The organism is Salinispora pacifica DSM 45544, from assembly GCF_000378845.1.
In the GTDB taxonomy this organism is placed as follows: Bacteria; Actinomycetota; Actinomycetes; order Mycobacteriales; family Micromonosporaceae; genus Micromonospora; species Micromonospora pacifica.
Window position 1 is genome coordinate 2,217,100 of the sequence record NZ_KB905359.1, and the last position, 12,850, is coordinate 2,229,949.

The following is a 12,850-nucleotide window of genomic DNA, read 5'->3' on the forward strand; positions in this document are numbered from 1 at the left end:
AGTCTACGCCGGACGTCTCCGCAGCCTGCTCGTCAATCTCGCTGACCAGCTTCGTCGCCGAGGGGCTGCGAACCGCCGCGGAGCAACCAACCGCATGTGAAGACGGCGATGCCCGGCCCCCGTGAGGCGGGCCGGGCATCGCCGGTTGCACGGAGACGATCAGTCGTCGCCCTGGAAGTAGCTCAACAGTCGGAGAATCTCGATGTAGAGCCAGATAAGGCTTACCAGGATGCCGAAGGCGGCGACCCAGGAGTAACGCTGCGGCAGCCCCATCCGGACGCCGTCCTCGACCTCCTTGAAGCTCAGCACGAAGCTGAGCGCCGCCACGACGATGACGACGAGGCTGAACCCGATCGCCAGCGGGCTGCCGTCGCGCAGCCCGGTGTTGATGCCGAAGAGCGACAACACCAGGTTGATCATGATGACCGCGAAGAGGCCGGCCATCACCGCGACCATGCCCTTGACGAACTTCGGGGTGGCCCGGATGGCCTTGGCCCGGTAGAGCATCGCCATCAGGAAAAAGACGCCGAAGGTGGCCACGACCGCTTGGAGCACGATGCCGTCGTAGAGCGTCTCGAAATACTTGCTGACGGCACCAACAAGCACGCCTTCGACGACGGCGTACGCGACAACCAGCGCCGGGTTCGCCATCCGCGAGAACGAAATGATCAGGCCGAGCACCAGGCCGACCATCGCGGCGCCAATCCACGCGGCGCCGAGCAGCGCCTCCGGGATCATGATCCACGAGGCAGCGGCGACCACGCCGAGGATGCCGAGTAGGCTGACCGTCTTCACCACCACGTCGTCAACCGTCATGGTGTTGACGGTCGGCGGCGCAGCCGGGTAGCCGGCCTGCGTCGGGTACTGCTGGGGGTAGCCGGGCTGTCCATACGGCCCGGTCGGGGCGTACCCGGTGGCCCGCTCACGCTCGGCCGCCTGGCCGAGCCGGGCGAGCACCGGGTTCGAGGTCTTCACTGTCAGGCCTCCCTCAGGGGGTTGGTGCACGTCAACGTGCAGCATCAAGGATAAACGGCCAACATGATTCGTGGAGATCGCACAGTGGGGCGGTGTTGAACGACGCTCCGACGACGGCTGACCGCAGGTGCCCGGGGCGGGGATCGAACCCGCACGCCTTGCGGCAGCCGCTTTTAAGGCGGCCGTGTCTGCCATTCCACCACCCGGGCGGGTGGCACCGGCACGCCGACACGCGACGGTGCAGTGCCACCGTAGCCGGTCTTTGGCCAGCAGGCGTACTCGCAGTCCCAGGTGCCCGGACGTCGCCCGGGCACGGCCGGTGCCGCGCCGCGCCCGGGGGCAAACCCCGCGCCCCGGCTATCGGGGGTTGACCGGCTGGGACGCCTCGGCGAACTCCTCACGCGGATCATGCAGCTGACCGAGGGCGACAACCTCACGCCGGAGAAAGAACGCCAATGTCCAGTCGGCGACCACCCGGACCTTTCGGTTCAACGAGGGAATCCGGCTCATGTGATACGTCCGATGCATGAACCAGGCGGGCAGGCCCTTCATTTTGATGCCGTACACCTGCGCGACCCCCCGGTAGAGGCCGAGGCTGGCGACGCTGCCGGCATGCCGGTGTTGGTAGGGCACCGGCTCCCGGCCCCGGATGACGTTGACGATGTTGTCGGCCATCCGGTTCGCCTGACGGACCGCGTGTTGGGCGCTCGGCGAGCAGTAGCTGCCGGGCTCCTTCGTCAGATCCGGCACCGCGGCGCAGTCCCCGGCGCTCCAGGCATCCGCCACCACCTGATCACCGTCGACGACCTGCAGCGTGGGCTGACAGGTGATCCGCCCCCGATCGTCACGGGGGAAGTCCGTCGAGTCCAGCATCGGCGAGGGCTTCACCCCGGCCGTCCAGACGATCGTGTCCGCCGGAAAGCTGTCGCCGTCGGAGAGGCTCACCAGCCCGTCAACGCAGGACTCCAGCCGGGTACCTAGCCGAATGTCCATCCGGCGCCGGAGGAGCTGCTGCACCGTGTAGGCACCCATGTCCGGGTCGACCTCGGGCAGCACCCGCTGCGTCGCCTCGACGAGCACCCACCGCATGTCGTCCGGGTTCAGCTCCGGGTAGTACCGCAGCGCGCTCCGGGTCATATCCTCCATCTCGGCGAGCGCCTCGATGCCGGCGTAGCCCCCGCCGACGAAGACGAAGGTCAGCGCCCGCTGGCGCAGCGCCGGATCCGGCGTGGCCGCGGCGACATCGAGCCGATCCAGCACATGGTTGCGCAGGTAGATCGCCTCGCCAATGGTCTTGAACCCGATGCCGTGCTCGTGTAACCCGGGAATCGGCAGGGTCCGGGAGACCGAGCCGGGGGCGATGACCACCTGGTCGTACCGGATCTCGCGGGTCGGACCGGCGATCGGCTGGACCAAGGCGGTCTTGGTGGCGTGGTCGATCCGGGTGACCGCGCCCACGACGACGGTGCAGCGGCGCAGCTCCCGCCGCAGCGGCACCACGGAGTGCCGGGGCGAGATGCTGCCCGCCGCCGCCTCCGGGAGGAATGGCTGATAGGTCATGTGGGGCTGCGGGTCGACCACGACGACCTCGGCCTCCCGCGGGCCGAGCTTCTTCGACAGCCGCAGCGCCGCGTAGAGCCCGACGTGTCCGGCACCCACCACAAGGATCCGCTTCGGATTCACGCCTCTATCTTTCCTCGGTGACCCGGCAAATCCCCGGCTACGGACCCGGTTGTGACCCAACACAACCGGTGACCCCACCTAACCCGGACATACCGCCGTCAGCGCCGACGGAGTAGCCACCCCAGCAGCGCAGTCACCAGCACCGCTACCACCAGCCCGGCCACCGTCACCGCCTGCAGCCCCTGCGCTCCGCCGACACCGGCCAGCTCAACCAGGAGCACGCCCAGCACCGCCGTACCGAGCAACACGGCGACCGCCCGCAGCAGCCAGCGCAGCACCAGGGCCGGATCCACCACCGCGTCGTACGGCAACACGGCCACCAGCGCGCACAGGGTATGGCTGAGATAGAGCGCCGCCGCCACGGCAAACAACCGCCAGAGCGCGACCGGCCGATCGTAGCCATCGATCGCCAGCACCCACCCGCCCACGGTCAGCAGGGCGACGACGGTCGGCCAGATCCGCCGCGGCCCCACCGCCGGCAGCAGCGCCACCACCGGCGCCACCACCAGCAGCTGCCCCCGCAGGAGCTCCACCGGATACGCGAGCACCAACCCGACCAACGCAGTGAGGAAGACGCCCGACCGGAGCAGCAACGGCGCCAGCGTGATCCGGGTCACCGCGCGCCGGGCCGCGCGAGCCCGGGTCACCGCGGCGCTCATCGCCGCCCGCTCTCGGCCCGGGCCAGCCGGCTCACCGGGCCCCCGCCCTCGGCGCAACCGCCAGCCGAGCCACGTCCCGCAGCACCTCGTCCAGGCTGCCCGCGCCGGCCCACCGCACCACCGGCACACCGTGCTCCCGCAGCTGGCGCTGCATCGTGTCCCGATCCAGCCGCCACAGCCGGTGCGCCGCCTCCGACCACCGCCGCTCCCCCGACGGGGTCAGCTCAACAGGAAGGGTGTCCACCGCCACGACGAAGCGACCCGACCAGGCCAGGCGAGCCAGCATCTGCGCGGATCGTTCATCCAGCAACGGCGTAAGCACCACCACCAACGCATCCGAGGAGAGCAGCTGCGGTCCGAAGCCCGAGTCGTGCAGCTCCTCTGGGGAGGACTGGGGATGCACGTCGAGCAACCACTCCAGCACTGTCAGATAGTGGCGGCGGCCAGTGGCGGGACGTAACCGACGGCCGGCCGGACCGTACTCCAGCAACGACACCCGGTCGCCCCGGTGCAGGTAGTGTTCCGCGATCGCCGCAGCGGCCCGAACCGTCGTGTCCAGCACCGAGGCGGTGCCCCCGACTCCACCGGAGCGGCCCGCCTCGGCGAACACGTCGAGCAGCAGCACCACCTCAGCGTCCCGGTCGGAGAGGGTGGCCGCGACGTGCAGCTGTCGGGCCCGCAGCGAGACTCGCCAGTCCACCCGACGTAGCCGGTCACCGGGGCCGAAGACCCGTACGCCGGCCAGCTCCCCGCCTTCGCCGGGGCGACGCGAGTGGTGTGCGCCAACCAGGCCCGCCGCGCGGGGCATCGCCTCCACCGCATCGAAGGGATCAGTCACCGGGTAGGTACTGACCGAGACCGCCTCGGCCACCACCGCGCGGGAGACCAGTAAGCCGAACGCGGCGCTAGCCTGGACCCCGACGGGCCCCAGCGGGTGCCGTCCCCAGCGGCGCACGGTACCGGCGAGCTCCACCTCGACCAGGGCACCAGCCGGTACGGCGGTCGCCAGGGGACGGTCGACGACCGACTGCCCGCCGCGCGACGCGGCGTGGGTCGCCGCCATCCCGGCGACGGACACCCGATCGACCCGCAACCAACGCGACGCTCGGCTCTGCAGCAACGCGAGGTCATAGTCGACCGGGTCCGGATTACCAACGGTGAGCTGCGCGGCGAGCGCGCCCCCCTCCACCTGGCTTCCCTCGGCGGCGACCTGGACCAGCGGCAACGCGGCGGGCCGGCGACGCAGGGCGTACGCGGTGCCGATCGCGAACGGAGCGGCCAGCACCACCAGGTCCACCCGCCCGAGCAGCACGCCGGCGATCAGGAGCAGACCGGTCAGGAGCACCGCCCGGCCGAACGCCCAGGTCGGCGTCCAGCCGCCGGCCTGCTCCGGTGGTGTCGGCACGGTGGACGAGGTCATCAGCGGACGGGCAGGCCGGTGGCGTAGCTGGGCAGCGCGCCGCTGGCCGGAGCCGGGGTGGCCGCCAGCACCTCGTCGACGACGATGGCCGGAGCGACCCGACGCAGCCACAGCTCCGGACGAAGCGTGATCCGGTGCGCCAGCGCCGGTACCGCCACCTCCTTGACGTCCTCTGGCACCACGTAGTCCCGGCCGGCCATCACGGCCCGGACCCGGGACAGCAGCAGCAGCGCCAGCGAGCCACGCGGGGAGGCGCCGACCAGCACGGAGGGGTGTTCCCGGGTGGCCGCGGCAAGCGCGACCAGGTACCGGCCGATCGAGTCCTCCACCACCACGTCCTCCAGCGCGGCCTGCATCGCGCGCAGGGTCGCGGCGTTCACCACCGGCTTGATCTCCGCCTCCTCACGACGGCGGGAAATCCGGCGACGCAGCACCTCCCACTCCTCGCCGGGCTCGGGATATCCGAAGGAGACCCGGAGCAGGAAGCGGTCCAGCTGGGCCTCGGGCAACGGGTACGTGCCCTCGTACTCGACCGGGTTGGCGGTCGCGAGCACATGGAAGGGCTCATCCAGCCGGTAGGTGACGCCCTCCACCGAGACCTGCTTCTCCTGCATCGCCTCCAGCAGCGCGGACTGGGTCTTCGGCGGAGTGCGGTTGATCTCGTCGGCGAGGAGCAGGTTGGTGAAGACCGGCCCGGCGCGGAACGCGAAGTCCCCGCTACGTTGGTTGTAGAGGAAGGAGCCGGTGACATCGGCGGGCAGCAGGTCCGGAGTGAACTGGAGCCGCCGGAAATCGAGCCCGAGGGCCTGGGCGAAGGACCGGGCGGTCAGCGTCTTACCAAGCCCGGGCAGGTCTTCGAGCAACACGTGCCCGCCGGCCAGAATCCCGGCGAGGACCAGCTCCAGCGCCTCCCGTTTTCCGACCACGACCTCGCCCACCGCGTCCAGGACCGCGTGGGCAAGGTGGCCGACCTCCGTAGCGGGTAACTTCCGGTCCACGTCGTTCATCACAGTTTCTCCAGTTCGGCGACGATCGCCGCGAGCTCGCGCGGCGACGGCGGGCGGCGAGGCGGGTGCTCCAGGAAGGTCGACAGCCGATCACCGAGCAGTACGCGGGCGCGGGCGGGATCCGACCCGCGGGTCACCCCGTGCCGCAGCCGGATCCGTTCGTCGGCCAGTTCGCCGAGTCGGGGCAGGATGGTCCCGTTGAACCGCTTGGCCCGGGTGGCCGCCCAGTCCAGCGGACCCTCCCAACTGTTGATCGCCGCACCCAACGCGTCGTGCTGGTCGCCGCGCTGCCCGCGGAGCTCGGCCGGGTCGAACAGCGCCAGGTGAACGGCCGGCGCCGCAGGTGGTGGGCGGAGCGCCCGAACAACCTGGCGGACCAGGAAGAGCGCGAGTACGCCGGCGACCAGAACCGGCAACGACACCTGGAGCCCAACCGCACGTAGGCCGGCGACCACAACGACCACCACGGCCCCGACGCCGGCCAGGTTACGCAGCAACAGCCGCAACGGCCGGCCGCGAGCCGATTCCTGGTGTGGGCGCCGCTGCGGGCCCCGCTCCTCCGCGCCACTGAACAGGTCGTCGATGCTGGTGCCGCTCACCGCGACACCTCCTCGTACCCGGTCCGGAGCCCTCGGTTGGTCACGCCGGCCCCTCCCCGCTCGCACCGGCCAGCTCGGTCAGCTCCCCGCGAAGCCGACGCAACGCGGCCCGGGCCTGGTCCCGGGTACGCTCGTCCACTGGCCGGGTAGCGTAGCGCGCCTCCCGGTAGACATGTGCGAAATCGGCCAGCACGTCGGCGCTGGCGATCGCGGGCACCCCGGTGGCCGGGTCACCCCGCAGGAGGCGAACCACCAGTTCGGTGGGGGTGTCGCCGGCCAGTTGACGTACCCCGGCGCTGGCGGCGGCTTCCTCCAGGCGAACCCAGCAGGCGATGACCACCGTACGCGGATCGGTGCCGGTGTCGTCGAGGTCAACCAGGCCGGCATCGAGTGCGGCGACCACCTCACGGGCCGTGCCTTCGGCCGTGCGCGGGACCCGGCGCTCGGAGCGGCGCCGAGTGCTTCGGCGCAGCACACTACGCAGGAGCGCCCCGGCGAGGACGCCGGCAACGGCCAGCCCGGCCAGCCCGAGCAGCGCAAGGAGTGCGGTTCGCAGCCAGTCGGGCCGCTGCTGGCTGTTCAGCTCGCCCGCGTCGCGCGGTTCTACCGGCATCGATACGGCCGGCTCGGCCGTCGGGTAGTCCGGGACGAGCGGCAGCTGTTCGGCCGCGGGTGGGATGCGGCTGGCCCCGAGCGACGAGTGCGCGGCCGCGGCGGTGGCGGCGGCCAACAAAAGCAACACCGCTGCGAGGGGCCACCACCGGCGCAGCACACCGCTGTCGGCGGGAGCCGAGGATGCGGATCGGCGCTTCCGGTCCGTCATCCCAATGCCCCGCAGCCCTTACTCCACCCCGGCCAGTCGCTTCGCCCGGGCGAACACGTCGTCCAGCATCTCTGGTGTCAGCCGCCCGGTAAAGGTGTTCTGCTGGCTGACGTGGTAGCAGCCGAGCAGATCCGGGGCGCCGTTCCCGGACCAGTGTGCCCCATGCGTGAAAGCGGGTCGCGGGCTGGGCGGGGACATCGCGTACACCCGGGGCAGAGTCGGCCACCACGCGGCCCAGGCGAAGGCGCCCAGCGCGACCACAACCCGCAGGTTCGGCCGGAGCAACGCGACCTCGCGGTGCAGCCAGGGCTGGCAGGTATCGCGCTCGCCCGGGGTGGGCTTGTTGGCTGGCGGCGCGCAGCGCACCGCCGCGAAGACTCGGGTGTGGCGCAGGGTCAACCCGTCATCGGCGGCGACGCTGGTCGCCTGGTTGGCCAGCCCGGCCCGGTGCAGGGCGGCGAAGAGGACATCGCCGGAGCGGTCGCCGGTGAAGACCCGGCCGGTCCGGTTACCACCGTGCGCCGCCGGCGCGAGGCCAAGGAGCCCGATGCGGGCCCTCGGGTCGCCGAAACCGGGCACCGGGCGTCCCCAGTACTCCTGTTCCCGGAAGGCCGCGCGTCGAGTGCGGGCCACCTCTTCCCGCCAATCGACCAGGCGGGGGCAGGCGAAGCAGTCGCTGATCGCCGCTCCGAGTGCGGCGAGGCTGGGCGCCCCGGCCGCGGCCCCGGTCACCTGCTCGGCGGTGCGTGGCCGGGCTGTGACCGCGGGTACCCGCGGCACGCGCCGACTCCCGGCGGGCGTTCCGCCGGGAGGCACCGATCCGTGGTCAGCCAAGCTTCGCCCGGAAGAGTTCCAGGGTGCGGGCCCACGCCGTGGCGGCAGCCCGTTGGTCAAAGTTCTCTGGCCGGTCCTCGTTGAAGAAGGCGTGCGCGGTGCCCGGGTAGTCGTAGGTCTGACAGGTGCCGCCACCAGCCTCGATGGCCCGACGAACGAGCTGCACTCCCGGTTCGGCCGAGGTGCCGTCGGCCTCGCAGCAGTGGATGGCGGCGGCCTTGCCCGCGTACTCCGACCACTTCGGGCGCATCCCCTCCCCGGGCAGCCGAGGGTAGAAGGCCGAGGTCGCCACGATCCGCTCGGTGCGGGCAACGGACCAGAGCGCCAGGCTGGCCCCGGCGCAGAAGCCGACGCAACCGATCTTGCCGGCAACCTCCGGCCGACCCGCGAGGTAGTCGGCCGCGGCGGCGATGTCCGCCGCGGCGGCGTCCAACTGCCCGCTGTTGAGCAGTTGCCGGGGTTCATCCGGCTTGTTGGCCGGCCCGCCGCGCCGCAGGTCCGGGGCGAGGGCGACGAAGCCGGCCTCAGCAAAGCGGTCAACGACCGCTCGGACGTGCGACGCCAGGCCCCACCAGTCCTGGATCACAATGACCGCCGGGCTGGCCGTACCGCCAGGCGGTACCACGAGATACCCCTCGCCCGTACCACCGTCGCACCGGTACGTCACCATGTCGCCCATCGGCCGTCCTCCTAGCGGTCAGTCATCGTTGGCTGGTCGCCCAGTGGTCCTACGTGCCGGTAGCCTGCCACGGCCACGCGGGCCCCGGGAAGACGCCGGAGAAGTGGCGTTCACCTCCCGGACACCAATCGATGGCCCAGGTACGGCGACGGCGGCGCCGAAAACCGCGCCGCCGTCGCCGTACTCCCGTAAGCCGCTCAGGAGTTGTCGGTCAGGCAGAGCAGATAGCCCGTCTTGCCCGGAATGATGTTACTGAAGATGTAGTACTCCTCGTTCTCCTGGAAGAACTCGGCACACGCTTCGCCGGACTCGGCCTGCTCCTCGGTCTGGTCCTCTGCTCGACCGACCACCTTGTACGTCGCCTCGGCGGAGGCACAGTCAACGACCTTGCCACCGTCAACCGCCTCCATCTCGTCGCCGATGGTCGTGGGTAGCTCGGCGATGCAGTCACCAGCCTTGGCTTCCGCGGTCTCGTCGGCCCCGAGCACCGCGCCCAGGCCGAACTTGAGGCCGGCGACCACCAGGAACGCGACGATCGCGCCAACGATGCCCAAGACCTTCTTGCGGCCGGACTTCCGAGCTGGCTCTGGGGCTGGGGCTGGGGCACCATCCTGGGGTACGTCGGTTGACGGCTGAGTGCCAGCCGGCTGCGGGACGTCGGGTTGGGTGGGGGGTACGACCTGCTCCGGCACGAATTTTCCTTCCCAGGGGGTGATAGTGCGGAGAAAACCGTAGACGATCAACAACGGCCCTATTACCCCACAGCCTCATCCCTTCGGCCACTTTCATCGCTACGGGGATATGAGGAACACCTTGGAACCCGGGGGCCAGCGCTCTCCGGAGCGCTCACCCGGTGGGCGCGACACCCGGCGCGGGCGCGGATGTCGGCGGGGTCTCCGGCACCGTCGTCGCGGTCTCCGATGTGGCCGGCGGGGTCTCCGGAACCACCGGTGCGGTCTCTGGATCCGGCGTGCTCGGTGCGGTCTCCGGCACGGCCGGCGAGGCAGTGGAGTCCGGTTGGACCGTGCCCGGTGGAGCGAGGAGGGCCGGTGGGGACGCCTCAGCCGTGGGCCGCGGCCCGAACGGCGCCGCCTCCGGGCAGTACGGGTAGCCGCGCAGCAGCGGGCTGGCACCGTTGATCTCATCCCGGCGGATCACGTCCCGCGCGTCCGCGCAGTCCGGGTAGCCGAGCCGGATCGGATCGCCGTTCTGGTCGAACAGCCGCGCGTAGTCCACCAACTGACCCTCGGTGTCATAGACGAAGACGTCGCGGATGTGGTCGTACCGGCTGTCGACCGAGATCGGAGCGTAGTAGTCACCCGCACCGCGCCGATCCTCCTGGTGAACCAGCGCCGCCAGCGCGAAACCGACGAGCACCAGGTTGCCGAGGACCAGCAGCCGTCCCGGCCAGGGTCGCGACCGGGCATCCCGGCGACCGAGCATGACCGAGGCGACGACCAGGGCCGCCAGGATCATCAGGCCAAGCGACAGGTGGCCCCCGATCCTGGGCAGTAGCCCGATCTCGCCATTGAGGCCGGTACTGAGCACGGCCAGCAGCATCGCCGCGAGGTAGCCGCGCAGAATCCACCAGCCCGGGGCGAGGAGGTGCAGAAAGGCGCGCACCGTCGGATACCCGAGGGGTGGGCCCAGTTGCCGGTCGAGCGTGTTCAGCCGGCCGCGGACCCGGTCAACAAGGGCGGTCAGCTCTCCGGTCGCCGACCGGCGACCGGCTCCGACCCCGGCGGCGATCCGCAGCTCACGGGCGTACGCCTCCGGCTCACCGAGCCGTTCCACCAGCGTTCCGTCGGACTCGGCGGCCACCACGGCGAGGTGCTCCGGCAGGTCTTCGGTCAGCTCGTCGCGGACCGCCGGCGACAGGTCGGTCAGGGCGCCGCGAACCCGGGCGACGTAGTCGGCTATCTCCTGCTCAGTGACGGTCATACCGCCCTCCCCCGATCGTCGAGCAGCGTGTCCATGGTGCTGGCGAATGAGCGCCAGAGCTTGCCGGAGCGCGCGACCTGGTCTCGGCCGGCGGCGTTCAGCGAGTAGTACTTGCGGTGTGGCCCGGATTCGCTGGGCACCACGTACGTGGTGAGCAGCCCCGCCGCGAAGAGACGCCGCAACGTGCCGTAGACGGAGGCGTCGCCCACCTCGGTCAGGCCGGCGTCGCGCAGTCGACGCAGGATGTCGTAGCCGTAGCCGTCCTCTTCCCGAAGCACCGCGAGGACAGCCAGGTCCAGCACGCCCTTCAAGAGCTGTGTGGTGTCCATACAAAGGACAGTACTATTCAATGCACAGTAGCGTCAACGGCCGAGTCACCGGATCCGCGGCGGACACCCGGAGCCAGGCGCACCACCCCTGACTCGGCACCCCAGAACCTCCCGCGGAGCAGTGCCGACAAGGCCCGCCCGACTAGGTGAGCCCGCTCCAGGGCAGGCGAGCCGGAGCAGGAAACTTCGCGTGATAGATGGCGGCGGAAGCCTCCCGACTCCACTCCGGCATGCCCTCGGGCACATCCGCCGGATCGACGACCACCTCGACGAAGGTCAGCCGCTCCGCGCGCTCATCGATATCGGCCAGGATCTCGGCCAGCTCGGCCTCGGTGCGGGCCGTGCGCGCGACGAAGTCTCCCTCCGCCGCGAACACCGCCAACAGCTTGCTGTACCGCCAGTTGAGTATCTCGGCGTAGCCCTGAGACTCTTCCCCCACCGCTTTCTCGAGCGCCCGCTCGGTAGCGTAGCCACTATTGTTGATCATGACAATTATCGACGATTGACCAAAGTTGAACATCTGGCCAATCTCCTGCGGGGACATTTGCATTCCACCGTCACCGGTAATCGACACCACCCGCCGGCCTGATCCAGCGACTCCGGCGCCGAAAGCCGCCGGAATCACGTAGCCGGCCGAACTCCAGATTGGTTCCGACAGAGCGGACGCCCCAGTCGGCAGACGCATCATTTCCAGGCCAAAGAAGGAGGTCCCGACCTCCGCGACCACAATGTCCCCCGGACGCAGCAGAGCCTCGATCGCCGGCCAGAGTCGCTCGTGAGTGATCGGCCCACTGCTCGCCCTGTCCAGTTCGGACGATCCCTTTGACTGGACCACCCCGCTCCGCCAGTCGCGCGTACGACGGACAGCCAGCTGGTGCAACCGACCCAACGCCGCAGCCATGGAGATCGGGCCGAAACGGGTACCGGCGACCGATGCGGCATGAGGCCCCAAGTTAATGATCCGATCCGGATCCAGTTCCGCGGTGAACAGGCCATTCCAGTCAATGAACGTGGTTCCGAGACAGACCACGACGTCGGCGGCTTCGACCACCTCCCGGACCGCGTCCCGACTCTCCAGGCCAGAATAGACCCCGACGTATCGGGGGTCAGCCTCGTCAAACAGACCCCGGCCGAGCGCCTGCGCGGCAACGGGCCAGTTGCGCTCGCTCGCGAACGCGGCGACAGCCGGCCCCAGACCCAGCCGGATCGGCACGTTTCCCACCAGCAGTACGGGCCGCTGGGCGCCGGCGAGCCGGCGCTGCGCAGCGGCCGCGAACGCGTCCAGTTGCGCCGCGTTCGTGACCGGCTCCGGGCGCCGGAAGGGTCGCGCCGGTCGCGGGACCGAAGCCACCGCCACGTCCCCCGGAATTCGGATGTACACCGGACGCTGCTGCGACCAACACTCGCCCAGCACCCGATCGACTTCCCGCAGCGCATCCTCCGCGGTCAACGACGTCTGGGCAACCGTAACCTCGCCCGCCATCCGGGCCCAATGGTCAAAGTCGCCATCCACGAAAGAGTGATGGACCGAGGTGCGCCGCCGCATGATCTCGGTCGAGGGGCCACCGACGATCGAAACGACGGGGACAGACTCAGCCATCGCGCCGGCCAGGGCGTTGAGCGCCGACAGCTCACCCGGGCCGTACTGGGTAGCAATTGCCCCGACGCCAGCAATCCGCGCATAGCCGTCCGCCGTGTAGCCGGCGTTGAGCTCGTTGGAGCTGCCGACCCATTCGATACCGTCAAAAGCCATGACCTGATCGGTGAATTCCATTGCATAGTCGCCCGGCACACCGAATATGTGCCGCACACCGAGGTCGTGCAGGCGACCAAGTAGTAGTTCGGCTACTGTGACCGTCTCCCCCCGCCCGACCACCACGCCTCCCCTCACCACGATCGGC

General features: G+C 70.3%; 13 protein-coding genes and 1 tRNA gene. All 14 read right to left on the minus strand.

Going from position 1 to position 12,850, the window contains the following annotated elements; translation table 11 throughout:
- Positions 1-159: 159 nt before the first annotated feature.
- The 14 genes from SALPAC3_RS0109920 to SALPAC3_RS0109985 all read right to left on the minus strand — a co-directional run bounded on the left by SALPAC3_RS0109920 (position 160) and on the right by SALPAC3_RS0109985 (position 12,828).
- Complete coding sequence (locus SALPAC3_RS0109920; RefSeq protein ID WP_018221087.1) at positions 160-975, minus strand: Bax inhibitor-1/YccA family protein; 816 nt, start codon at positions 973-975, stop codon at positions 160-162.
- 128 nt (positions 976-1,103) lie between these two features.
- Positions 1,104-1,184 (minus strand) — tRNA-Leu (locus SALPAC3_RS0109925).
- A 148-nt stretch (positions 1,185-1,332) separates the two neighbouring features.
- Positions 1,333-2,658, minus strand: coding sequence for an NAD(P)/FAD-dependent oxidoreductase (locus SALPAC3_RS0109930; RefSeq protein WP_018221088.1), 1,326 nt, complete (start codon positions 2,656-2,658; stop codon positions 1,333-1,335).
- Between the two features lie 98 nt (positions 2,659-2,756).
- Positions 2,757-3,317 (minus strand): hypothetical protein, encoded by a 561-nt coding sequence (locus tag SALPAC3_RS0109935; protein WP_018221089.1) that lies wholly within the window; start codon positions 3,315-3,317, stop codon positions 2,757-2,759.
- A gap of 31 nt (positions 3,318-3,348) precedes the next feature.
- Positions 3,349-4,737 (minus strand): DUF58 domain-containing protein, encoded by a 1,389-nt coding sequence (locus tag SALPAC3_RS0109940; protein WP_018221090.1) that lies wholly within the window; start codon positions 4,735-4,737, stop codon positions 3,349-3,351.
- The gene (locus SALPAC3_RS0109945; RefSeq protein WP_018221091.1) at positions 4,737-5,744 is read right to left on the minus strand and encodes an AAA family ATPase; all 1,008 of its coding nucleotides are present in this window, start codon (positions 5,742-5,744) and stop codon (positions 4,737-4,739) included. Before SALPAC3_RS0109945 ends, SALPAC3_RS0109940 begins: the two co-directional genes overlap by 1 nt.
- Positions 5,744-6,343: a hypothetical protein gene (locus SALPAC3_RS0109950; RefSeq protein ID WP_018221092.1), complete on the minus strand. Its 600-nt coding sequence runs from the start codon at positions 6,341-6,343 to the stop codon at positions 5,744-5,746. The genes SALPAC3_RS0109945 and SALPAC3_RS0109950 overlap by 1 nt, the downstream gene beginning before the upstream one ends.
- Positions 6,344-6,383: 40 nt before the next feature.
- Positions 6,384-7,166, minus strand: coding sequence for a DUF4129 domain-containing protein (locus tag SALPAC3_RS0109955; RefSeq protein ID WP_018221093.1), 783 nt, complete (start codon positions 7,164-7,166; stop codon positions 6,384-6,386).
- Positions 7,167-7,184: 18 nt separating this feature from the next.
- The gene (locus SALPAC3_RS0109960) at positions 7,185-7,946 is read right to left on the minus strand and encodes a uracil-DNA glycosylase (RefSeq protein WP_018221094.1); all 762 of its coding nucleotides are present in this window, start codon (positions 7,944-7,946) and stop codon (positions 7,185-7,187) included.
- A 46-nt stretch (positions 7,947-7,992) separates the two neighbouring features.
- Entirely contained in the window at positions 7,993-8,679 is a 687-nt protein-coding gene (locus SALPAC3_RS0109965; protein ID WP_018221095.1) for a dienelactone hydrolase family protein, read from the minus strand.
- Positions 8,680-8,876: 197 nt separating this feature from the next.
- Positions 8,877-9,371 (minus strand): LppU/SCO3897 family protein, encoded by a 495-nt coding sequence (locus SALPAC3_RS0109970; protein WP_018221096.1) that lies wholly within the window; start codon positions 9,369-9,371, stop codon positions 8,877-8,879.
- Positions 9,372-9,525: 154 nt separating this feature from the next.
- Complete coding sequence (locus SALPAC3_RS0109975; protein WP_018221097.1) at positions 9,526-10,620, minus strand: HAAS signaling domain-containing protein; 1,095 nt, start codon at positions 10,618-10,620, stop codon at positions 9,526-9,528.
- The gene (locus tag SALPAC3_RS0109980) at positions 10,617-10,949 is read right to left on the minus strand and encodes a PadR family transcriptional regulator (protein WP_018221098.1); all 333 of its coding nucleotides are present in this window, start codon (positions 10,947-10,949) and stop codon (positions 10,617-10,619) included. Before SALPAC3_RS0109980 ends, SALPAC3_RS0109975 begins: the two co-directional genes overlap by 4 nt.
- A 142-nt stretch (positions 10,950-11,091) precedes the next feature.
- A complete protein-coding gene (locus SALPAC3_RS0109985; RefSeq protein ID WP_018221099.1) occupies positions 11,092-12,828 on the minus strand; it encodes an alpha-keto acid decarboxylase family protein in 1,737 nt (578 codons plus the stop codon).
- Between the last annotated feature and the right edge of the window lie 22 nt (positions 12,829-12,850).